Annotated in this window: 19 protein-coding genes and 1 pseudogene; 5 read left to right on the top strand and 15 right to left on the bottom strand. The window is 74.6% G+C overall.

Annotation, left to right across the window (positions count from 1 at the left end; translation table 11 throughout):
- The 3 genes and pseudogenes from ACFSHS_RS06135 to ACFSHS_RS06125 all read right to left on the bottom strand — a co-directional run.
- Positions 1–373, bottom strand: a pseudogene (locus tag ACFSHS_RS06135) (hypothetical protein); the annotation flags it as partial.
- Positions 374–807: 434 nt separating this feature from the next.
- Entirely contained in the window at positions 808–2,118 is a 1,311-nt protein-coding gene (locus ACFSHS_RS06130; protein ID WP_376873119.1) for an RNA polymerase sigma factor, read from the bottom strand.
- Between the two features lie 22 nt (positions 2,119–2,140).
- Positions 2,141–2,485, bottom strand: a complete 345-nt coding sequence (locus ACFSHS_RS06125; protein ID WP_376873116.1) for a YciI family protein — start codon at positions 2,483–2,485, stop codon at positions 2,141–2,143.
- 418 nt (positions 2,486–2,903) lie between these two features.
- Between ACFSHS_RS06125 and ACFSHS_RS06120 the strand changes: the two genes are divergently transcribed.
- From ACFSHS_RS06120 to ACFSHS_RS06110, 3 genes are all read left to right on the top strand, one after another.
- Positions 2,904–3,488, top strand: a complete 585-nt coding sequence (locus ACFSHS_RS06120; RefSeq protein WP_376873113.1) for a YceI family protein — start codon at positions 2,904–2,906, stop codon at positions 3,486–3,488.
- A gap of 76 nt (positions 3,489–3,564) precedes the next feature.
- Positions 3,565–6,426 carry an ATP-binding protein gene (locus tag ACFSHS_RS06115; RefSeq protein WP_376873111.1) on the top strand — a complete coding sequence of 954 codons (2,862 nt, stop codon included), beginning with the start codon at positions 3,565–3,567 and terminating at the stop codon, positions 6,424–6,426.
- A 53-nt stretch (positions 6,427–6,479) separates the two neighbouring features.
- A complete protein-coding gene (locus ACFSHS_RS06110) occupies positions 6,480–7,841 on the top strand; it encodes an FAD-binding oxidoreductase (RefSeq protein ID WP_376873109.1) in 1,362 nt (453 codons plus the stop codon).
- 43 nt (positions 7,842–7,884) lie between these two features.
- Here ACFSHS_RS06110 and ACFSHS_RS06105 read toward each other — a convergent pair whose 3' ends face one another.
- Both ACFSHS_RS06105 and ACFSHS_RS06100 read right to left on the bottom strand, forming a co-directional pair.
- On the bottom strand, positions 7,885–8,559 hold the full coding sequence (locus ACFSHS_RS06105) for a DNA-directed RNA polymerase subunit alpha C-terminal domain-containing protein (RefSeq protein WP_376873107.1): 675 nt from the start codon (positions 8,557–8,559) through the stop codon (positions 7,885–7,887).
- 122 nt (positions 8,560–8,681) lie between these two features.
- Positions 8,682–8,954 (bottom strand): isoamylase early set domain-containing protein, encoded by a 273-nt coding sequence (locus tag ACFSHS_RS06100; protein ID WP_376873104.1) that lies wholly within the window; start codon positions 8,952–8,954, stop codon positions 8,682–8,684.
- 345 nt (positions 8,955–9,299) lie between these two features.
- On the opposite strand from ACFSHS_RS06100, the gene ACFSHS_RS06095 reads away from it, so the two are divergent.
- Together ACFSHS_RS06095 and ACFSHS_RS06090 are read left to right on the top strand one after the other, a co-directional pair.
- Positions 9,300–9,518, top strand: a complete 219-nt coding sequence (locus ACFSHS_RS06095; RefSeq protein WP_376873102.1) for a hypothetical protein — start codon at positions 9,300–9,302, stop codon at positions 9,516–9,518.
- Positions 9,519–9,760: 242 nt separating this feature from the next.
- Positions 9,761–10,057: a hypothetical protein gene (locus ACFSHS_RS06090; protein WP_376873099.1), complete on the top strand. Its 297-nt coding sequence runs from the start codon at positions 9,761–9,763 to the stop codon at positions 10,055–10,057.
- Positions 10,058–10,072: 15 nt separating this feature from the next.
- Here ACFSHS_RS06090 and ACFSHS_RS06085 read toward each other — a convergent pair whose 3' ends face one another.
- The 10 genes from ACFSHS_RS06085 to ACFSHS_RS06040 all read right to left on the bottom strand — a co-directional run bounded on the left by ACFSHS_RS06085 (position 10,073) and on the right by ACFSHS_RS06040 (position 22,336).
- Positions 10,073–12,259 (bottom strand): MMPL family transporter, encoded by a 2,187-nt coding sequence (locus ACFSHS_RS06085; protein WP_376873096.1) that lies wholly within the window; start codon positions 12,257–12,259, stop codon positions 10,073–10,075.
- 5 nt (positions 12,260–12,264) lie between these two features.
- Entirely contained in the window at positions 12,265–12,864 is a 600-nt protein-coding gene (locus tag ACFSHS_RS06080) for a TetR/AcrR family transcriptional regulator (RefSeq protein ID WP_376873094.1), read from the bottom strand.
- 84 nt (positions 12,865–12,948) lie between these two features.
- The gene (gene ggt, locus ACFSHS_RS06075) at positions 12,949–14,829 is read right to left on the bottom strand and encodes a gamma-glutamyltransferase (RefSeq protein WP_376873092.1); all 1,881 of its coding nucleotides are present in this window, start codon (positions 14,827–14,829) and stop codon (positions 12,949–12,951) included.
- A 209-nt stretch (positions 14,830–15,038) separates the two neighbouring features.
- Positions 15,039–16,403, bottom strand: coding sequence for a peptidoglycan-binding protein (locus ACFSHS_RS06070; RefSeq protein ID WP_376873089.1), 1,365 nt, complete (start codon positions 16,401–16,403; stop codon positions 15,039–15,041).
- Positions 16,404–16,419: 16 nt separating this feature from the next.
- Positions 16,420–17,814, bottom strand: a complete 1,395-nt coding sequence (locus tag ACFSHS_RS06065; RefSeq protein ID WP_376873087.1) for a hypothetical protein — start codon at positions 17,812–17,814, stop codon at positions 16,420–16,422.
- Between the two features lie 12 nt (positions 17,815–17,826).
- The gene (locus ACFSHS_RS06060) at positions 17,827–19,404 is read right to left on the bottom strand and encodes a hypothetical protein (RefSeq protein WP_376873085.1); all 1,578 of its coding nucleotides are present in this window, start codon (positions 19,402–19,404) and stop codon (positions 17,827–17,829) included.
- A gap of 412 nt (positions 19,405–19,816) precedes the next feature.
- Positions 19,817–20,578, bottom strand: coding sequence for an AfsR/SARP family transcriptional regulator (locus tag ACFSHS_RS06055; protein ID WP_376873082.1), 762 nt, complete (start codon positions 20,576–20,578; stop codon positions 19,817–19,819).
- A 326-nt stretch (positions 20,579–20,904) separates the two neighbouring features.
- On the bottom strand, positions 20,905–21,318 hold the full coding sequence (locus ACFSHS_RS06050) for a DUF6221 family protein (protein WP_376873079.1): 414 nt from the start codon (positions 21,316–21,318) through the stop codon (positions 20,905–20,907).
- 92 nt (positions 21,319–21,410) lie between these two features.
- Positions 21,411–21,839, bottom strand: a complete 429-nt coding sequence (locus ACFSHS_RS06045; protein WP_376873077.1) for a VOC family protein — start codon at positions 21,837–21,839, stop codon at positions 21,411–21,413.
- Entirely contained in the window at positions 21,836–22,336 is a 501-nt protein-coding gene (locus ACFSHS_RS06040; protein ID WP_376873075.1) for a helix-turn-helix domain-containing protein, read from the bottom strand. Before ACFSHS_RS06040 ends, ACFSHS_RS06045 begins: the two co-directional genes overlap by 4 nt.
- Positions 22,337–22,531: the final 195 nt, after the last annotated feature.

Genomic DNA, 22,531 nt, shown 5'->3' with positions numbered 1-22,531 from the left:
GCGGCCCCGCCGACGGATCACCTCCGGCCGCCACGGCGGGCACGGCGGGTCCGATGGGCGCGGCGGAAGGCTCGGAGGACGACGCCTCCGGCGCCTCGGTGACCTCGTATCCGAGCGCATGGTCGGCGCCCGGCGGCTGCACATCGCCAGGTGGCGGCACCTGGGACGTGGCGGGGTCGGACATCGCGGGGTCGGACATCGCCGGGTCGGACATCGCCGGGTCGGACATCGCCGGGTCCGACATCGCCGGATCGGACATCGCCGGATCGGGGGACGGTGCAGCGGCGGGCGTCGCGCCGTCGGCGGAAGCGAGCCCCGCGAACGCGATCAGGACCGCCGAGAACATCAGGGTCAGGCCGAGGCCGGAGAGCACGCTGAACAGCAGCCGGGACCAGTTCCGAGTACCGGCCCAGGACGCCGTCGCGGCGAGTGTTGGCGGACGTCCATGAGAAGCGACCACGCCGCCACGGGAGACCATACGGGCTCCTTTCCCGAGGGACCCCCGGTCGCCCTGCATCCAGGAGACGACCCCACCACGTCCGCCTGCGGTACGGACCAGCAGGCTCGCCGGGCGAGGTGGCGGGGTCAATCACCGACGCGGGGTCGGTCCGGCCGTCCGGCGAGGGACGACACTCCGTGACGGCTCGGCCGGGGAAGTGCCCTTCCCGCGGAAAGGGCGGTGGAACGCACCGGGTCCGGTGGTCTGCCGACGCTCCGGCTGGACGCAGACATCGTGCGGTCACCCGGCCGTCCGGACCTTCCCGGACAGAGCCGCCCTTGCCAGGCCGGGACGCAGCGGTCGGTGGGTCAGTGTGCCCGCGCGGACCCGCTCCCCGGCGGCGTGGGCCCCGGATCGCCGCCGACGGCGCGCAGTCGACCCGTGAGGAACTCCCGCTCGACGGCGTTCCCGGTGAGCAGCAGCGCCTCGGTGTACGCCTCGCGGGCGTCCTCCACGCGGCCCAGCTGGCGCAGGAAGTCGGCGCGGGCGGCGGCCAGGTAGCCGTAACCGGCCAGTTGCGGTTCCCCGGCGAGCACGTCGAGCGCGGCGAGGCCGGCGGCGGCCCCGTAGGCGAAGCCCACGGCGACCGCGCGGTTGAGCGCGACGACCGGGGAGGGCCACAGCCGCGTGAGGACGTCGTACAGGGCCACGATCTCGTGCCAGTCGGTGTCGCCCCACGTCGGTGACTCGGCGTGGACGGCGGCGATCGCGGCCTGCAGCGCGTACCGGGACGGCGGCCGGGCGCGCAACGCCTCCCGGACCAGCGCCGCCCCCTCGGCGATCGCCGCGGCATCCCACCGGGACCGGTCCTGCTCCTCGAGCAGGAGCAGCCGGCCGTCCGGGCCCGTCCGGGTCTCCCGCCGCGCGTCCGTGAGCAGCAACAGCGCCAGCAGCCCCGCCACGGCCGGATCCCGCGGCAGCAGCCGGCGCAGCATGCGGCACAGCTCCACCGACCGCTCGACCAGGTCCCGCCGCACCAGGTCGTCCCCGGCCGGGGTGGTGTGCCCGGTGGTGAACAGCAAGTGGATCACCGCGAGGACGGCGTCCACCCGCTCGGGCAGCTCGTCGGCGGCCGGCACCCGGTACGGGATGCGGGCCACGGCGATCTTCTTCTTCGCCCGGGTGATCCGCGCGGCCATGGTCGGTTCGCTGACGAGGAAGGCGCGCGCCACCTCGGCCGTGGACAGGCCGCACATCAGCCGCAGGGTCAGCGCGACCTGCGCCGGGCGGTCCAGGGCCGGATGGCAGCAGGTCACGATCAGCCGGAGCCGGTCGTCCGGGATCTCCCCGCCGCCCGGCCGCTCGTCGAGCAGGTCGTCGGGTCCGGGCACGGCCACCTCGTCGACCAGCAGCGGCAGGGCGCGGCGCTCCACGCCCCGGTGGCGCAGCACGTTCAGCGCCCGCCGCTTGGCCGCTGTCGTCAGCCACGCCCCGGGTCGTGCGGGGATGCCGTGGGCGCGCCAGTCGGTGAGCGCGGTCGCGAAGGCCTCCTGGACGCACTCCTCGGCGACGTCGAGGTCGCGCGCGACGCGCACCGTCGCGGCGAGCACGAAGGCCCACTCGCGACGGTGCGCGTCGGCGACCGCGGCCGCGACGGCGGACATGTCGTCGACGGTCATGCCGCGACGCGTCCCTGCGACCTCAGTCGAACGTCATGACCGGACGGACCTCGACCCCGCCGAACCGCGCCGGGCACAGCTTGGCCACGGTCAGGGCGGCGTCGAGATCGGGCGCCTCGAGGAGGTAGAAGCCGCCGAGGGCCTCCTTGGTCTCCACGAACGGGCCGTCGGTGACCTCGCCACCGCCCCGCACGCTCGTCGCCGTGCCCGTCGGCTGCAGCGCCTCCCCGCCCAGCAGCTTGGCGCCGTGCTGCTCCACCTGCGCCGCGAAATCGGTGTGCGCCTGCATGACCTCGCCGAGAACCTCCGGTGACGCGTTCTCGTACGCGGCCTCGTCCTCGTAGATCAGGATCATGTACTGGCTCATCGGGTTCCTCCCGTCCAGGGCCCGCCGACCGGGCCCACACCCTTCCGACACGCACCACCGCACCGGATCGACAGAGCGCCCCTGAGAAGTTCCGGGCACGGTCACGCGCGCGGACGGTAGCCGGGCCCGGGGCCGCGGTGGGACCCCGGCAGCACCAGTCCGGTCTCGTAGGCGGTCACCGCGGCCTGCGTCCGGCTCGAGAGATCCAGCTCGGTGAGGATCCTGCGCGACGATGTCCGCCTCCCCGCGCAGGATCATCCGCAGCCCCGCCCGCACCAGCCGCTGATCGTCGGCGCCTGACCGCCACCTCCGTGACCGGAGCGGCTTCCCTCCGTGGCGACCACGGATCCCGGGCGTGGCCGTGACCGCGATGGTGAGGGCCGTGGCCCCCCGCCACGCGCACACCGAGGAGGACTCCATGACCACGACCCTGGCCGTACCCCCTGCGTCGGGATCCGCGGGGTACGAGGACCTGACCGGCACCTATGCCGTCGACCCGCGCCACTCCCGGCTGGGCTTCGTGGCGCGACACGCGATGGTGACCAAGGTGCGCGGGCGGTTCGACGAGTTCGAGGGCACGATCCACGTCGACGGCAGCGACCCGTCCCGGTCGAGCGCCGAGGTGCGGATCGCCGTAGCCAGCATCGACACCCGCCTCGCGGTCCGGGACGAGCACCTGCGCAGCAACGACTTCCTGGGGGCGCAGCAGCACCCGTTCATCACCTACCGCACCACCCGCGTCGAGCAGCTGGAGCCCACGACGTTCCGGGTGACCGGCGACCTGACCATCAAGGGGACGACGCGGCCGGTCGTCCTCGACATGGAGTTCACCGGCGCGGCGACCGACACCGACGGCGACCGGCGGATCGGCTTCGAGGGGACGACGACGATCGACCGCCGCGACTGGGGGATCAACTGGAACGCGACGCTGGAGACCGGCGGGGTGCTGGTCAGCAACCTGGTGACCCTGGAGATCGACGTCTCGGCGGTCAGGACGGGGTGACCGCCCCCCGGCGCCGGCTCCCGGCGGCCGAGCGCGGCCCTCCCGCCCGGGGGCCGGCGGTCCTACAGTTCGGCCCGTGCACGGCCCGCCTGCGCGCTCGCCGACGCGCGGCCACCCCGGCTCCCGGACGGTCGGCCGGGAGCACGAGCTCGCCGTCCTGGACCGCCGGCTGCTCGAGGCGCAGCGCGGCCGCGGCGGGCTGCTGGTGGTGACCGGAGAAGCCGGGATCGGCAAGAGCCGGATGCTGGCGGAGGCCGACCGGCGGGCGCGGGCCCGCGGGATCCCGGTGCTGACCGGTCGCGCGGTCGAGGGGGCCGGCGCCTTCCGCCCGCTGGCCGAGGCACTGCTCCCGGCGGCCCCGGCGACGCTGGCGGAGGACCCGCGCCTGACCCCCTACCGGCCGGTGCTGGCCCGGCTGCTCCCCGGCTGGCCCGCGGAGCGCGCGCCGGTGCCGTCGCTGGTCGACCCACTGGTCGAGATCGGCGAGGCCGTCCTCGCCCTGCTGACCGTGCTGGGGGACGAGGGCCGCTCGGGGGGCGTGCTGCTGCTGCTCGACGACCTGCACTGGGCCGACCGGGACACCCTCGCCCTGCTCGGCTACCTCGCCGGCCGGCTGACCGGAGCGGGCGTCCTCGCGGTGGCGGCCGCGCGCGACGACGATGCCGACCGGGCAGCGGTCGGCCAGCTCCTCCGGCACCCCGGTGCGGAGGCACTGCCCCTGACCCCGCTGGGGCCGGAGGACGTGCTCGAGCTCGCGGCGGACCGGGCGGGCACGCGGCTGTCCCCGGAGGTCGCCCGTTTCGTGACCGAGGCCAGCGACGGCCTGCCGCTCCTGGTGGAGGAGCTGGTCGAGGCCGTGGAGGCTTCCGGAGGACACCCCCCGTCCACGCCGCGACGCGTTCCGCGCACCCTGGCGGCACTCACCGCACGGCGGCTGGCCCGGCTCCCGCCGACCGCGCGGGACGTCGTGCGCGCGGCCGCGGTGCTCGGCGGCGGAGTGGACTGGCGGCTGCTGCCTGCCGTGTCCGGAGCGGACGAGGGCACGGTCGCCGAGGCCCTGCGCCTGGCCGTCGACGCGCAGCTGGTGGTCCCGGAGCCGGCCGCGACGGGCGGGTTGCACTGGCGGCACGCCCTCACCAAGGACGCGGTGCTCGCGACCCTGCTCCCTCCTGAGCGCGCGGCGCTGGCCCGGCGCGCCGTCGGCGCCCTCTGCGGGGACGATCCCGCCCGGCTGTCCGGCGAGCGACTCGTGCTGGTCACCGAGCTCATGGTGGCGGCCGGGCAGGACGCGGAGGCGGCCGGGCTGCTCCTGCGGATCGCGCGCGACGCCGTCGCCGCCGGCGCGCTGCGCACGGCCGAGGACGCTCTCCTCCGGGCGCTCGACCTGGCCGGACCGCGGGGCGGCCTGCGCACCGCGCTCACCGTGGAGCACGTGCGGGTCCTCGCGCTGGCAGGGCGGCCGCACGAGGCGGAGGCGCTCGGCGATCGGGTGCTCGACACCGTGCACGGTGAGCGCCGGGTGGAGCTGTGCCTGCACATGGCCCGCGCGGCGGCGGTCGCCGAGCGGTTCGCCGACGCCGCGCGTCACCTGGCACCGGTCGCCGCAGTGGACGACGCGCGGGTGCAGGCGCTCCGGGCCGCCGTCGCGCTCGGCCGGGGAGACCTCGACGACGCGCTGGCGATCGCCGGGGTCGCCGTGGAGACCGCGGAGCGGGACGGGCGGCACGAGGCGGCGTGCGAGGCCCTCGAGGTCGTCGGCCGCTGCCTGCGGCGGGTCGACCCGGCGGCGGCGGAGCGAGCCCTCGACCGGAGCGAGCGGCTGGCCGACCGGCACGGGCTGCACGTCTGGCGGGTGCGTGCGCTCTCCGAGCTCGGCGCCATGGACCTGCTCCGCACCGGGCGGTCCGACCGGCTGGAGGAGGCCCGCCGGCTCGCCGTCCGGGCCGGGATGCTGGCGACCGCCGCGGTCCTGGACGTCCAGCTCAGCGGGTGCGTCTCCGTCCGTGACGGCCACGTCGCCGCCCTGCCCTACGCCATCCGCGGCATCGAGGCCGCGGACCGGCTGGGGCTGCCGGCGGCAGGAGCGGCGGCCCGCTTCTTCCTCGCCCTGGCCCGGCTCTGCGCCGGCGACGCCGAGCCGGTCGAGCCGCTGCTCGCCGAGGCGGCGGGGCTGGCGCCCGACCTGGTGGACGTCGCCTTCCGGGTGGCCGGTGTGCGGGCCTGGGCCGCCTGGCTGGACGGGGACGACGCGGCCGCGCTCGACCTGTTCGACCGCGCCGTGGCCCCGTTGCGCGGACGCCCCGACGCGGCCCCGACCCCGTACTGGGGGCAGTGGGCCCTGCTGCGCACGCTCGCCACCCCCGGCGACGCGCGGGCCGCGGACCACCTCCGGCAGGCGCGGGTCGACGTCCAGGCGGGCAACCGGGCCGCCCTGGCCTACGTCGAGGCGATCGCCGCCGCGCGCGCCGGTCGCGCCGACGACGCCGGGCGGCTGTTCGCCGTCGGGGACGAGGCGGTGACCGGCCACCCGTACTGGCGGCACGTGCTGCACCTGATGATGGCCGGGGCCGCGGCGGAGGAGGGGTTCGGTGCCCCGGAACGGTGGCTCCGGGCGGCGCTGGCGGACCTCGAGCCGGCCGGGGAGGTGGCGCTCGCCCGCCGGTGCCGGGAGCAGATGCGCCGACTGGGTCTGCCACTGCCCCGTACCGGCCGGAACGGTTCCGCCGTGCCGCCCGGGCTCCGCCGGTTGGGCGTGACGGCCCGCGAGGCGGAGGTCCTGGAGCTGGTGCGGCAGGGGATGTCGAACCCCCAGATCGCCGCGCGCCTCGTGCTGTCGGTCCGAACCGTGGAGACGCACGTGGCCAACCTGCTCGCCAAGCTCGGCGTCCGTAGCCGGACGGAGCTCCGCGGCGCTGCCTCGGTGGACGTCGGCCGCTAGCTCGGTGGCCGCCCCGGATCCGGACGGGGTGATGGGGGGCGACCGTCGTCGCCATGACCGAGACCCTGACCTCCCCTGACCTGATCACTCCCGACGACCCCCGCTACGACCAGGCACGCCAGGCCTGGAACCTGACCGTCGACCAGAGACCGGCCGCCGTGGCGCTGCCCCGCACCCCCCGGGACGTGGCCGCGGTCGTCCGCGCGGCCGCGGACGCCGGTCACCGGGTGGCCGTGCAGGGCACCGGGCACAACGCCGGCCCGCTGGGTCCGCTCGACGACGTGGTCCTGCTGCGGACGACCGGTATGACGGGCGTGGTGGTGAACCCGGGGACCCGCACCGCCCGCGTCGCGGCCGGGACCGTGTGGCTGCCCGTGGTACAGGCCGCGGCCGAGTACGGTCTGGCCGCGCTGCACGGCTCCTCACCGGACGTGGGCGTCGCCGGCTACTCGCTGGGCGGCGGCACCGGGTGGTACGCGCGGGCGCTGGGGTTGCAGACGAACGCGCTGACCGCCGTGGAGCTGGTCACCGCCGACGGGTCGCTGGTCCGGGCCGATGCCCGGTCCGAGCCCGACCTGTTCTGGGCGGTGCGCGGCGGCGGGGGGAACTTCGGCGCGGTGACGGCCCTGGAGTTCCGGCTCCACCCCGTCACCTCGGCCTACGCCGGGATGCTGGTGTGGGACCGCTCCCGCAACTCCGCGGTGCTGGGCCGCTGGCTGCAGTGGGCGCTCGAGGCCCCCGACGCGGTGACGACGTCCTACCGGGTCATGCACCTACCGGACGTGCCGATGCTGCCCGAGCCCCTCCGCGGCTGGTCCGTGGTCGTCGTCGACGGGGCGGCGCTCGGCTCCGACGAGCAGGCGGCCGCCGTGCTCGCGCCGCTGCGCGAGCTCCGCCCGGAGATCGACACGTTCACGCGGGTGGCAGCCCCGGCGCTGGCGCGGCTGCACATGGATCCCGAGGGACCGACCCCGACGGCGAGCGCCACCAGCATGCTCACGCTCGCTCGCGGCTCGACGGCCGAGATCGTCGACGTGGTCGACGAGGTCGCAGGCGCCGATGCCCGGTCGACGGTCCTGATGGGACTCGAGCTCCGTCAGCTGGGCGGGGCGCTCGGCCGGCCGCACCCGGGCGGCGGTGCGCTGTCCCGCTTCGACGGCGACCTGATCGCCTTCGCCGGCGGCATGCCCCTGGACGAGCAGACCGGACGCGCCATGGAGGCGGCGGCCGAGGACGTGATGCGGGCGCTGTCGCCGTGGGCCAGCGGCCGCCAGTACCTCAACTTTGTGGAGCGGCCGGTCGACGCGGCCGTCGGTTTCGACCCCGCGGCGTGGGACCGGCTGCGCCGCATCCGGGCGCAGGCCGATCCCGGCGGTCTGTTCCTCGCCAACCACTCCATCCCGCCCGCGCACTGAGGAGGCCCGGTGTCCACCGGGACCGCCGTCGCCGGTCGTCGGCTCAGCCGCCGAGCGGCCGGCGCAGCAGCCGCACCGGCTCCCGGAAGGACCACCGGACCAGCCGGACGGGTACGGCGACCAGCGTGCGCCCCAGGTAGAGGGCCAGGCGGAGCAGGTCGGCGTACTCCGCGGGCCGCGGCGTCGTCCCCGTCGGAGACGCCGCAGCCCGCGGCCGTGTGGACGACGGTGCGGACGGCGAGGAGCCGGACGGCGGAGACCCGGACGGCGAGGAGCCGGACGGCGAGGACCCGGACGGCGAGGACCCGGACGGCGAGGACCCGGACGGCGAGGCTCCCGGGACCAGCAGGTCGACCGCGCTGCGACGTCGCGCCGCCCGCAGCGAGTCGAGGGACGGGATCGCCGTCGCGGCCGGCGACTCCTCTTCGTCCGGTCCGGGCCCGGCATCGGTCGCCGGCAGCGGGGAGCGGCCCCGGTCGTCGGCCGGCGAGCCCTCGAGGCGGGGGCTGCTCGCGGGAGGCTCCGGCACGACCAGGCGGATCGCGGCGATCATGCCCGGCCCCAGGCCGCTGATCGCGGCCAGATCCCGGCGGGTGAGCGCAGCCAGGTCGTCGACGCTCGTCACCCCCGCGCGGGTCAGCGCGGTCACCGCCCGACCGGGCAGTCCCAGCTCGCGGACCGATCGCGCCGGCTCATCCCTCGAAGACCTGGTGGGCATGGCGTCCGACACTATCGCCGTCCTCCGGCCGGCGAGCGGGGAGCCGGTCCGGGAGCCGGCGGGCGCGCATGCCCCCGGCGGCGGACAGGCGCCGCCGGCCGCGTCCCCGACGGGACCGCCGGTCACAGCAGGAGCAGCGACCCCTGCTCCTCGTGGGCGTCGGCCTGCGGGTCGTCGAACCAGTGGCCGCCCTCGGCGAGGTAGCGGAAGCGGGCCGGCTGACCGGCCGGGAGGGTCACGGCGACGCTGCGGGTGCCGTTGCTGCGCCGGCGGAGGACGTGCGCGCCGGGCGTCCAGCCGTTGAAGTCGCCCACCACCGATACCGGGCCGGCGACGGTGTCCTCCAGGGCGAAGGTGACGGTGACGCCGGTGGCGACCTGCTTGCGGCGGATCATGCGCTTCTCCGGGATTCGGCTCGTCGGGCAGGCCGGCGACGTCGGCCGGTCCTGCGATCGGGGCGCACGTTAGCGCCGGAACGCCGGTACGGAATCCCTTCGCGCGCCCTCCGGTGTGGCACCGGCCACATCGGAGCCCGTCGCCACCGATGCGGAAGGCGTCTCGGGGGGGCCGTGCGGCAATCGTTCCGGGCTCGACGAGGGCGGCCCCCCGTTCCTGCGGGACCGCGTGATCGGCGACGCCGCCTGAGCACTGGCGCGTGTGGGAGCGGCTGCGCGGGTACCCGATGGCGTGGCCGGGACGCACATGGCGTGCCGGGCACCGACCGCACCGATGGGGGACACGTGTCCGAGTCAGGCATCGAGGAAACCGGCACCGGAGAGGCTGCCAAGCGCATCGGGCAGGCGCCGACCACCACGGACGTGAACGACCCGGAACGGTCGTCGCGCAACACCGCCGCGGGCAGCGGCTCCCAGCCCGGGCCGGGCCCCGTGCAGCCGGCCGCCGACGAGGGCGTCGACCCCTCCGCCAGCATCGAGCCGCACAACCAGGGACAGGTCTGACCCGTCCGGGCGGCGGACCGGTCACCCTCCGGCGGGCCGCCCGGCCGTTCCCCGACGGCGGGACCGCGCGCCGTCGGGCCGGTGACCGTCAGGCCGCCTCGACCGGCTCCTGCACCTCGGCCCACGACCCGGCCGACGAGGCCCACGACCCGACGGGCGAGCCCGCCGGGCGCCGCACCACCGGCGAGGTGCGCGGCCGGCGGGCGCACACTGGACCGGTGACGTCGGTGCCGGAGCGCCCCGTGACACGACGCGGCATCGTGCGCCTGCTCAACACCGCCGGCGGGCGGGTCCTCTGCCTGGCCGGCGAGGTCGACGCCGCGGCCGTCGACGCCTTCCTCCGGAGGTACGGCCGGGAGCCGGCGCCGGTCGACGGCATCGACGCGGGCTCGGTGACGGTCCTGTCGGCGCCCGGTGCGGACCTGGTGCGCGACCACCTCGAGGCCGCCGGCCGCGCCGGCCGGCCGGTGGCGGTCCGTTGCTCCGCGCCCGTGGAACGGCTGGTCCCGGCGCTTCCGGATAGCTCCCGGACGCGGTGACGCCGGGTCCGCCCGTCAGGGCCGGGTGGCACCCACGGCCTCGCGCACGTCGTCCCGCTGCCGTACCGCCGGCTGCTCGAGCCCGGAGCCCTCGACGTCGAGAGTGGGCAGCCAGCGCAGCCAGCGCGGCAGCCACCAGGCCCGCCCGCCGAGCAGGGCCAGCGCCGCCGGGACGAGCACCATGCGGACGACGAACGCGTCGAACAGGATGCCGGCGGCGAGCGCGAAGGCGATCGACTTGATCGTGGGGTCACCGGCGGGCACGAAGCCGGCGAAGACCGAGAACATGATCAGCGCCGCCGCGACCACGACCGGAGCCGCCTGCCGGAACCCGGTGCGGATCGCGTCCAGCGGCGCCGCGCCGTGGCTGTGCGCCTCGTGCATGCGGGAGACCAGGAAGACCTGGTAGTCCATGGCCAGCCCGAACAGGATCCCGATCACCAGGATCGGCGTGAGGCTGATCAGCGGACCGGTGCTGTCGAGGTTGACCGCGCCGGCCAGCCAGCCCCACTGGAACACCGCCACCGTGGCGCCGAGGGAGGCGCCGATCGTCAGCAGGAAGCCCAGCACGCCGACCAGCGGCACGAGCAGGGACCGGAAGACCAGCACGAGCAGCACCAGCGCCAGGCCCACGACCAGGGCCAGGTAGACCGGCATCGCGTCGTTGAGGCTGGCGGCGACGTCGACGCTGACCGCGGTGGCCCCGGTGACGGCAGCGGTGACCCCGTCGGTGTCGGCGAGCAGCTCCCGCAGATCGGCCACGAGCTGCTCGGTGGCCGGGTCGGTGGGGCCGGACACCGGGATCACCGTGAGCAGCGCGGCCGTGCCGTCGGCGCTCGGGATCGGCGGGGGAACGGCGACGACGTCGTCGAGACCGGCGATGGCCTCGGTCGTCCCGGCGGCCGCCTGGGCCGCGCCGTCGCCCTCGAACAGGATGGTCAGGGGACCGTTGAGGCCCTCGCCGAAGCCGTCGGCCAGCAGCGCGTCCGCCCGGGCCGCGGTCGTGCCCTCGGCCGGGGTCTGCACCAGCGTCGTCTGCATGGAGAACGCCGGCACGGCGATCGCGCCCAGGGCCGCCACCGACACCAGCAGGGTCAGGACGCGGCGGCGGGTGACCGTGGCGACCCAGCCGGAGAGGAAGGCGCGCCCGTGGGGCACCGCCTCCGCCGCTCCGGTCAGGGCCCGGTGCCTGCGCGGCAGCGCGCGGCGCCCGAGGTAGCCCAGCACGGCCGGCACGAGCGTCACGGCCAGGAGGACGGCGACCACGACGGTCGCGGCCGCGGCGACGCCCATCTGGGTGAGGAAGGGGATGCCGACGACCGACAGGCCGGCCAGGGCGATGACCACGGTGAGACCGGCGGTGACCACCGCCGAGCCCGCCGTCCCGACGGCCGTGGCCACGGCCCCGTCGAGGTCCCGGCCCCGTCGCAGCTCCTGCCGGTGCCGGGTGACGATGAACAGGGCGTAGTCGATGCCGACCGCCAGGCCCAGCATCGCCGCGAGGGTCGGGGTGGTCGACGACAGCTCGGTGAAGCCGGTCGCGATGGTGACGCCGAGGACACCGATGCCCACGCCGACGAGCGCGGTGAGGAGGTTCATCCCGGCCAGCACGAGAGACCCGTAGGTGACCGCCAGGACGGCGAGGGCGACGACCACGCCGAGGGCCTCGGCGATGCCGCCGATGTGCGGGGGTTCCTGGACCGCCTCGCCGGTGACCTCGACGGTCAGGCCGCCGCTCCGCGCGCCGTCGACGGCGGCGATGAGCGCGTCCTGCTGCTCGGTGGTCACCTCACCGGGTGCGGCGGTGTAGGTGACGGTGCTGTAGGCGGTATCCTGCGCCGCGTTGACGGCGGGCGCGGCCGGGTCGAGCGGATCGCCGGCGGTCGCGACGCCGGGCAGCCCACCCAGCTGGGCGACCAGCTCCCCCACGGCCGCGGCGTTCGCGGGCGTGGTCAGCGTCTGCCCCTCGGGCGCCCGGACGACGACGCGGGCCGTCGCGCCGCCCGCGGCGCCGAACTGCTGGCCGATCCGGTCCAGCGCGGTGGTGGACTCCTGGCCGGGGATGGAGAAGGAGTCGGACGTCTCCCCGGCGAGGGTGGCCGCCCCCACGCCGCCACCCACGAGGACGAGCAGCCAGACGGCGACGACCGCGAAGCGGTGCCGGTGGGAGAACGAGCCGAGTCGGGACAGCAGTCGAGCCATGCGGGTCAGGCCTCCACCTGGTCGGGGTCGGGAAGAGCGGCGCCGGGACGGCGGGAGCCGAGTGCGTCGAGGCAGGTGGCGACCACGAGCGGGCGCCATGCGGTGATCTGGTCCTGCTGGTGGGCCGCCAGCGTGAGCACCGCCAGCGCCCCCAGGGCGCCGACCACGCGGACGGCGCGGTCGGGATCGGCGGTCTCCAGGTCGACGCCGAACGCCTCCAGGGCCGCGGCGCCCGCACTGCCCGGTTCGAGGGCACCGGCGCCGGTGCCGGCCTGGGTGACCGGCGCGAGGAGCAGGGCGACGACGCCCGGGTGCGCCAGCGCGACGTCCACGAGGACCTCCACGGCCCGCCGGTCCCGCGCGGCGCCGTGCGGCAGTTCCCGCACCTGCCCGAGCACCCGCTGCCCCAGGCCCTCGGCGTGCGCGAGCACCGCCTGGTGCAGGGTCTCCTTGCTGCGGAAGTGGTGGAGCAGGCCGGCCTTCGACAGGCCGACAGCGTCCGCCACGGCCTGCACCGACGTGTGCTCGAAGCCGTGGCGCGCGAACAGTGCGGCAGCGCGGTCGAGGATGCCCTCGTCGATCTGCTGCCGGAAGGGACGCCCCATGCGCCCTACGGTAACGGCTACCGACCATTTCGGTCGGTCAGCCGACCGGGGTGGTCGATGACCTCGGTTACAGGCCGGGGAGGGTCATTCCGGAGCGGCGGGCTCCCGGTCGTCCCCGAGGTCCGGCGCGAGCCCCGGGTCGTCCGGTGCCGGGGCGCCGGGGCCCCCCGGCGGGGTGTGCACGACGGCGGCGCTCCCACCGCCGCGCCGCACGGCCTCGGCCGCGGCCAGCACCCGCCCGTCGGGCAGGTACTCGATGCCCGTCGCCGCACCGATCTCCGCGACGGACCGGAACTCGTGGCCCAGCGCCCCGAGGGCCGCGCCGTAGGCGTCGATGAAGGCAGGTTCCGCGTCGGTCGTCGGAGCGTTCCGCTGGCTGGCCCGGGGCGCGGCGATCGCCTGGGCCAGGTTCATGCCGCCGTCGATCCGGTTCAGCAGCGTCTGGAGCACCGTCGTGATGATCGTGCTGCCGCCCGGGGAGCCGAGGGCCAGGACGGGCTCCCCCTCGCGCAGGACGATGGTCGGGGACATGCTGCTGCGCGGGCGCTTGCCCGGGGCGGGCAGGTTCGGCTCCGGCCTGGTCGGGTCGGCGGCCGCGAACGTGAAGTCGGTCAGCTCGTTGTTGAGGATGAAGCCGCGGCCGGGCACCGTGATGCCGCTGCCGCCGGTCTGCTCGATGGTCAGGGTGTAGCTCGCGATGTTCCCCGCCGCGTCCCCGACGGTCAGATGGGTGGTGGAGGGGCCCTCCGCGCCCTCCCCCACCGTCGGCTGGTCCGGCACCGGGCACGGTCCGTACTCGCCGTCGGGGCTGCCCGCCCCCGTCGGCTTGTCCTGGGCGGTGGCCGGATCCAGGGCGCAGGCCCGCTCGGCGGCGTACTCCTCGGAGAGCAGCTCGGCGAGGGGAACCTGCACGTATGCGGGATCGCCGACGTACGCGTTGCGGTCGGCGAAGGCCAGTGCGCTCGCCTCCAGGTAGGAATGCAGTCCCGGCACGTCGGGCATCGACTCCAGGCCGAACCGCTCGAGGATGTTCAGTGCCTCGCCGACGGTCGAGCCACCGCTCGACGGCGGGGCCATGCCGTACACCTCCAGGCCCCGGTACTCCACCCTGGTCGGCTCGCGGAAGGGGGCGTCGTAGCGGGCCAGGTCCTCCTCGGTCAGCAGGCCGGGACGCACCTCGGCGGTACCTGGCGCCTCCGGTGGGTCCTGGACCGTCGCGACGACGTCCCCGGCGAGCTCTCCGGTGTAGAAGGCGTCCACACCCTTGGCGGCCAGGAGCTCGTAGGTGCGCGCCAGGTCCGGGTTCCGGAAGACGGACCCGACCTCGGGAAGCGCGCCGTCCGGCAGGAACAGCTCGGCCGTCGGCTGGAACCGGCGGAACTTCGCCTCGTTGTCCGCGGTCTGCTGCCGGAACGTCTCGTCGACGACGAACCCCTCGTCGGCGAGCCGGATGGCACCCCGCAGCGCGTCCGGCAGCGACAGCGTCCCGAACTGCTCCAGCGCGCGGGCCCAGGTGCGGGGCGTGCCGGGCGTCCCCACCGACAGGCCGCTCTGGACGGCCTCGTCGAACGGCAGGGGGTTGCCCGCGTCGTCGAGGAAGGCCCCGGCGCCCATCGCGAGGGGCGCGGTCTCCCGTCCGTCGATGGTGGTCACCGTCGCGCTGGCGGCGTCGTAGTAGACGAAGAAGCCGCCACCCCCGATCCCCGCCGAGTACGGCTCCGTCACGCCCAGCGCGGCGGCCGCGGCGACCGCCGCGTCGGCCGCGTTGCCGCCGTCGGCCAGGACCTCGAGGCCGACCCGCGTCGCGTCGGGGTCCACCGTGGCCACGGCACCGCCCGTGCCGACGGCGAGCGGCACCTTCTCCTGCGCCGGAACCCCGGCAGCCGTGCTGGAGGGCGCGCCGGCCGCGAGGGCGCCGGCCGCGAGTCCACCCAGGGCCAGGAGAGTGATCCGGCGACGCGGCATGGGAACTCCTCGACGGGCGTCGATGCGCAGACACCCATCGGACACCCGGGGACCACGGCGCGCCAGCCGGCGGCGAGCCGGCGCGGCGCAGGGCCGGGTGCATCCCGTCATGCGTGCCGCGGCCAGGGGCCGTCGGATCCCTGCGGTACGGCCGCCCTCCGCGACCGGCCGGGTCCGGCGGCGGGTCCGGTCCCCGCGACCGCGTGCACTCAGAAGACGAAGGGCCGCTCGTGCAGGCGAGCGAGAGCGCCCCCCGAGCCGTAGGCATTGAGCTGCGGCGTCGCGTCCGGCCGCGACCTCTCCCGCAGGGCACGGAGGAATTGGCTGTAGGAGCCGGGGTAACCACCGGACCAGGCCTGGGTGAGGTTGAACGTGAACAGTGACAGGGGATTGCCGGCGGGCGTGGTCTGCGGATCGTCACAGGCGGACAGGGACGTGACCGTGCACGGGAGCTGGCCCTGCGCCTTCGACCCGACGAGGTCCAGCACCGTGTCGTACACCGCCTTGTTGCGGTCGTACACCTGCGTTCCCTCGAGGAACTTGCCCTTGCCGAACGACGTGTCGTGATAGAGGTCGCCGAACAGCGCGGCGATCACCTCGTCCTTCGCCGCATCACCCTTCGGCGGGTCCACCAGCTCGGGCTTCTCCCCGTCCAGAGCCTTCTCCAGGAACGCGGGCACGATCGGGATCGGCGACGGCCCGCCGTCCTCGCCGCCCTCGCCGGCATCCGGTCCCGCACCCGTGAACGGCAAGGTCTTCGACAGCGCCGTCGCGACCCCTTCCACGTACCGCCTGCGCTGCTCCTCCGCGGCCTCGTCGGGCGTGATCATGATGTTCTTCAGCGCGGTGCCGGAGTGACAGCTGTCGAAGACCACGTGCACCCGGACGCCTTCCCGCAGGTCACCGAGCATCGCGTAGAGCTCGTCGTCGAGCAGCATGCGGTCGTAGAAGCAGAGGGTCTCGTCGAGCAGGTCGGGCTCCTCGTCGTCCGAGGCGTTGGGCAGCCGCCCGCCGTGGCCGGAGAAGGTGGCGAACATGCTGTCGCCCGCGAAGAGGTTGACCGCGGCCGACCGCAGGAAGGCGCAGAAGTTGGCCGTGGTCGCCTGCTCGTTCACGAACAGCAGGGTGTCGTAACCGATGGACTCGGCGAGGTCCCGCATCGCCTTGGCGTCGTTCTCGCACGAGGGGAGCGTCATCGGGTCGCCGTAGTGCCCCGGGTCCACCCGGTCGACGCCGATGTGGACGCTGACACCGTGCGGCGCGCGCCGCACCGTCCCCGAGTAGATGGAGTCGAGCTGGGTCAGGACCTGTCGGCCGACAACGCCGTCGGCGATCAGGCCGTAGTCGCGCTGGAAGACCTCGACGGCCCGGGAGGTGCGGTTGCCGAAGTAGCCGTCGACCTCGGCGCCGACCAGGTATCCGCTGTTGAGCTCGGCCAGGGCGGCCTGGATCGCGGTGACCGCGCCGCGGTGGGTCTCCCCCCGCGCGACGGGCTTGCTGTTGTCGACCGCCCGGGTGAGCCGGTCGCGCGTGTCCTGGGTGACGACGGTGGTGAAGCGGCTGGACTGGAACATCGGGGTGCCTCTCGTCCTACGGCAGGGTCCACTGGTATGCGGGATTGGGCTGGGGTGAGGCCGGCAGCGGGACGCAGCCGAACCCCACCACGAAGACCGGAGCGGTCGGCGGCACCGGCCCCGTCGACGGAGCGGAGGAGGACTCCTGGACCGCGATCAAGGTGGTGGCGATGGTGAGGCGCTGTGAGAAGTCCGCGACCGTGGCCACCCGGAGCCGGCCGAGAGGAGCCGCATGCCACTCCAGGTCGGGGGCCCGGGTCGACGCGGCCAGCGCGACCGGGTGCACCGGCATCACGGAGACGTCCGCGGGGGCCGGTGGAGACGCGGAGACCATGACGCCCGCCCGAGGCGCCTCCGAGAGCGAGAGCCGGCTCTCGGCAGGGGCATGGAGCCCCGGCCGGGGACGCACCCGGTCGACGACGACGGGAAAGCGCGGGAACGGCGGGGGACGTGGGTCCGGCAGGGGCGGCTTCGGGCCGGTCCGCACCTCCTCGAGGGACACCAGGTAGACACTGCGGACGTACGCGGGGATCTGGCCGCCGGCGCCGTCGCCCGCAGCGGCGACCGAGCCGTCGCCCAGTCGCCAGTCGTCGGCCCGGTAGAGGGTGCCGGTGAACCAGGCACGGTGCAGGTCGAGGACCGCGTAGCGGAAGCGGACCGCCCCGGTACGCACCGACCGCCACGCCGTCCACTTCGCTCGCGGCTGCGCGTCCCCGACCGCAGCCTCCAGCTCGTCGAGCGTCGCCTCCGCGGTGAGCCAGGTCTCGACCCGCACGGCCGACACGGGCGAGAAGGTGGTGACCGCGTACGACCCGTCCGTGGTGGCCGGCAGCCGGTCGGGCTCCAGGGACAGCCGCTCGTTCTCGGCCTGCGGGAGAGACGACCGTCGAGCCAGCCGGTTGATGGTGGCGAGGGCCGCCTCCACCTCGAGCTTGTGTCCGGTGGCGGTCCATGCCGCGTGGGCGACGGTGAGCTCGGCGGCCCCGGCTCCGGCCTCGACCAGTTGCTGGTAGGCCAGCCGCAGCTCGTCGTAGAGCCGGAACGCCGACGTCATCCTCGGGCTGCCGTCCGGACCCTCCTCCCAGAGGATGCGCCGCGCCGCGCGCCACTGCTCGTCCTCCGCCGCGGTCCAGGCCCGGACGGCGAACACCATCCGGCCCAGCAGGTCGCGGTGCAGGCCCCAGAGCGGCTGGGTGCCGCCGAACGGATCGGCATAGGCGCCCTTCTGCGGCAGGAAGTTCACCATGCGGGCGAACTCGGCGGCGCGTGCCAGGTCGTGAACCGTCTGCAGCGCCTCGAGGTCGACCAGTCGGGTCTCGAGGGGTAGCGCGGGCCACGCGGGGAAGCCGTCACCCTCACGCCGGGCGGCGATCCACGCGGCCAGCCCGATGTGGAGTCCGTCGGGGAGCATGGTCGACCGCCGTCAGATCCAGTGCTTGACGTCCGGCGAGGGATTGGCGGTGTAGGGGAACAGAGCGGACAGGAAGCACACGAGCTGCAGCCCCGTCACCTCGATCGAATCACTGTGCACGGTGAGGTTGCTCTGGCCCTGCTTGCTCGACTGCTGATAGGTGCCGCCCACCCCGATGGGCCCGATCGCGAACGTTGCACCGCCCTTCACGTCGGTCTCCCTCGACCGCATGAACCTCGCGACGTCCGTCGAGTAGATCTTGAGGTCGCGGACGAACAGCGCCTTGGTCGGGTAGCCGATCATCGCCCCCTTGGGCGGTTGCTCCCCGTTCGAGTGCAGCGGACCGTGGTCCCGGATGAAGGAGTCCCGTGGGCGCCATCCGCGGGAGAGGAAGAAGTTCGGATTGAAGGCGGGGCGCATGATCTCGACGGTGGTGTAGTCGAACTCCATGCCGAAGCTCTCGCTCTGGAAGGAGAACTCTTCTTCCTTCACACCGCCGCCGCCGGCGCCGCCGAAGGAGAAGAACCCGAGCGTGAACCCCACGGAAGCCGTGCCCTGCCGCGACGTGGACGACGACGAGACCCGCCGCTGCATGTCCGTCTCGGAGAAGTGCGACCACCCGGTCGAACGGGCGAAGCCCCCGGGCAGGACCGAGGCCGGGTGGAACGGGTAACCGAAGGCACCCGTGGTGTTGTTGTCGATGTCGGCGAGGATCTGCAGGAGGTTGTCCTTCCACTGCACCATCGACCCGCCCAGGATGTGACTCAGGGTCGCCTGGGCCCGTTCGATGTCGTTCTTGTATCCGGTCGCGATCCAGTCACGCAGCGCGTCGGTGGCCCGACGGCGATAGATCCCCCCGCTGCGCTGCCACTCGATCAGGTCGGCGGCGGTGCCGTTGTTGGCCCGCGCCAGCCGCGATGCATAGTCGGTCACCGCGTTGTCGTAGGCGCTGCGCTTCTCCTTGTAGGCGATCATCGCCCGGCTCTCCCGCGGCTCGACGCGCTTCTCGCCGGTGATGAAGTCCTCGACCTCGACGTTCTCGGTGAGCAGCTCCCGCATCCGGTCGACGATCTTCTGCTGCTGCTCGGTCAGCGGCTCGTCGGCCACCTCGCAACGCTCCAGGGTGTCCCGGTACACGTGGCTCAGCGTCTGGTTCGCCTGGGCGAACACCACGGACACGTGCTTGTGCTTCCCCTGACCCCGGGTCGCCGACCACCGTGAGCCCTCGGCACTCGGAACACCCAGCGGGATGAAGTCGACCAGTCGCGACCACTGTTCCCACGAGCCCAGCAGGTTCTGCTGGTACAGCACCTTCGCCTGCTCGACGGCCTGCGCGCGATCCATTCCCTGACCGTCCCCGTCGTCAGCCATCAGCGCCTCGACCAGTTCGCGGAAGGAGTCCAGGGTCAGCTCACTGGGTCCGGCGAAGGGGCCCTGGATCGCGAAGTCGAAGGCGCTCGGGTCGAAGGGCACTCCGGGCATCAGCCAGTTGAGCATCACGTTGTCGGGGAGCGGCAGCTCGGCGCTTCCCCCCGTGAGGCCGTCGTAGAGCGTGTCGATGACGCGGCCCATGAGTTGCTTGAGGTCCATGGCGAGGTCTCCTCGGCCCGGCGCGGAAGGTCCAGGCTCGGGAAACTAGGCCTGCCCTGTCACCCGGACGTCACCGCTCCGTCACCCGGATGGAGGCCCTGCCCCAAGGGTGCGGCCCCGCCGCGACCGCGGGGCCGTCTCCGCAGGATCGGCCGGACGGCGGCGGGAGGCGCCCCGGTGCCTCGGCCAGCAGCTGGCGACGTCCGATGGTCACGGCGATCGTGCCCGGGCCCGCGCCTCGACCGACGAGCCCCGGACGCCGGCCGTCATGCCCGCGGCCGCTCGCCATGAGCACCGTGCACGGTCCGCTCCGGCCGACGACCCGGGCCGCCGGTGCTCCCGCCGCTCAAGGTCGTGGAGGGGCGGCACTCGAGGGCACCGTGTCGTGACGCCGGGGAACCGGCCGCTCACGTCACCCCACTCCGTCTCCCTGCGCCGGACGGCTGCTCCGCCGGGGACGAGGGATCTCGGGGATCATCCGCGCCATCTGATCGCTCGGGACGACACCCAGCTCGTCCGCGAGCAGCTCACGGAACAGGTCGTACGCCCGCCGGGCCTCGGCGACGTTCCCCTCCGCGAGGTGTACCCGGACCACCGTGCGATGCGCGCTCTCGCGCAACGGCTCGAGCCGCGCCGCCGAGTAGGCCACCTGCAGCGCCTCACCGTGCCGTCCGGCATCCGTGAGCTTGACCGCCATGGCCTCCAGCGAGTGCATCAGGAGCTGGCGCAGCCGTTCCCGCTCGAGCAGCACCCAGTCGTCGTACCAGCCGGGGAGAAGATCCCCGCGGAGCTCCGCTGGCGGCACCACCACGTCGTCGGCGCCCAGACGTGGGTCCAGCGCTCCTCGCGCCCAGTCCCTGAGCTCCCGGATGTCGACGCGGACCCCCGGGGCGAGACGCATGGCGTTTCTCGACGTCTCGATGAGGCCGGGGACCGTCTTGTGCAGCCGCCACAACGCCGACCGCAGGCTCCCGTGGGCGTGCTCCTCGGGCACGTCCGGCCACAGATGGCCCGCGATCGCCGCGCGGGCCGACCGCTCCGTGAGACACAGGTGGGCAACCAGCCGCTGCACTCCGTGCGGGAGGACCCCGACCGCAGTCCCGGGTCCGCTGCCGCCCAACCGGAGGCTGAACCCGTCCAGCAACGTGATGCGTGGGGCGGTCGCGGGATCCATGTGAGGCACCCCCTCGAGCGCGTGCCGCAGCCCCGGGTGGCCGGAATGTCGAGCACCGGCGAGTCACGATGGTTGGACTCCCACTTCCCGCCGTCAATCGGGTCCAGCCCGTGACCGGGAAAATCGTCGAGCCGGTCCCGCGTGGCCTCGCTCGGGAGGATCTCGTCGTCCTCGGTGACCGCCGGAACTCCGGGCGCGCGGGAGGCCGGACGACGGAGGACGCGCCGGCAGGTCCCGCCCCGGCCTGCCATGTGCCCGACCGCGTCGGTGGCGGCAGCGAACGGTCGTGTCGAGGGCGGTGGCCAACAGGACGACGGCGATGAGTGTCACGGCCGCCATTCCTGCCGGTACTCGGCGTGGTCGGCGTAGGGGAGTGCCAGCAGCGCCAGGGCCACCGCGGCCAGCTGGTGCTGATCCGAGGGCGGGAGCGGGAAGTCCGCCAGGCCGGGCGGGCGCGCGCCGAGGAAGGTCAGGTCCGGCCGGATCTCCCGGCAGGCCAGCACGAGCCGGCGCTTGGCGGTGCACTCGGCGAGGATCCGGGCGGGGTCGTTGCGGGTGACGTGCGCGGCGGCCTGCTGGTGCGCGGGCCCGGAAAGGGGCAGATCAGCAGCGGTCCACCGGTCCCGCCCGCTCGCCCGGGCGGCCTCGGTGGCGATCCGCTTGTCCTCGGCGATGCGGGCGAGCAGGAACTCGTCCAGGTTCGGCTGCATGTCCGGTTCGAGGCCGGACTCGAACTCCATGCCCGCCATCCTGCCCGTGCGACGCCGGAACGGGCGGGTGCCGCACGCGCGGCGTCGCCCGCCCGGGGACCGGGCGGGCGCAACCCACCGGCTCAGGCGAAGTCGGCCGGACTGAACTCGCGACGCTCGACGAGGACCAGCCAGTTGCCGGAGTTGTCGCGCATGACGGCCTCGACGCCGTAGGGCCGCTCGGCCGGTTCCTGGAGGAACTCCACGCCCTTGGCCGAGAGCTCCTCGAAGGTCTTCCGGCAGTCGTCGACGTGCAGGCCGAGCCCCCCCGACTGCCCCTTCTCCAGCTGCCGCCGCACGAACGCCGCGGCCTCGTCGTCCAACGGCGGGCCGGGGGTCATCAGGGTGATCTCGAGCTCGGGCTGGCTCGGGTGGCCGACGGTCACCCAGCGGAAGCCCTCCCCCATCGTGATGTCGGTACGCGGTTCGAACCCCAGGACGTCGACGTAGAAGTTCTTCGCCTGATCCTGGTCGAGGCAGTGGATGGTGATCAGGGAGATGTTCGTGATCATGCGTCGACCGTAGAGGGACGGCCGGTCGGAAGGCTTCTCCCAGATTGCGCGATCGCGGCCGGGCGCGCTCCGGTCGTACCGCCCGGGTCGAGCACGCCCCGCATGAAGAGCCAGCAGCCGGGGACGTGCGCACCGCCCCTCGCCGCCCAGCGTGCGCGGTACCCGGTCGGGCTCTCCCCCACCAGCTCGCGGAACCGCGACGAGAACGAGCCCAGGCTGGCGAAGCCCACCGCCGTGCACACCTCGGTCACCGTGAGGTTGGCCGAGCGCAGCAGGTCCTGCGCCCGTTCGATGCGGCGGCGGGTGAGGTAGCGGATCGGCGTCTCGCCGTAGGCGGCCTCGAAGCAGCGGGCGAAGTGGTACTTCGAGATGCCGGCGACCGACGCGAGGCCGGCCAGGTCGAGGGGGCCGGCGTAGTGCCGGTCGATGTGGTCCCGTGCCCGGCGCAGATGGACCAGCAGGTCCTGCCCCGGGAGACCGGTCCGTTTCGCACCCACGGGCCGAGCGTAGGGCGCCAGGGGGCCGGCGCAGGCGGAGCACCTCCACGACCCGGGGCCCCACCTGCTCCTCGCCCAGAGCGTCGGGTGGACCACCACGGCGTTCCTGCCCAGCAGCACCGGCTCGATCCAGCGAGGGGGGTCGGCCGTCCTCCAAGCCGGTCCGGCCGGGGTCGGCCACGTGCCGCCCGGCCG

It is taken from the genome of Blastococcus deserti (genome assembly GCF_042682525.1).
Lineage (GTDB): Bacteria > Actinomycetota > Actinomycetes > Mycobacteriales > Geodermatophilaceae > Blastococcus_B > Blastococcus_B deserti.
Note: the sequence above shows the minus strand (reverse complement) of the source record. Positions and strands in the feature narration are given on the sequence as shown.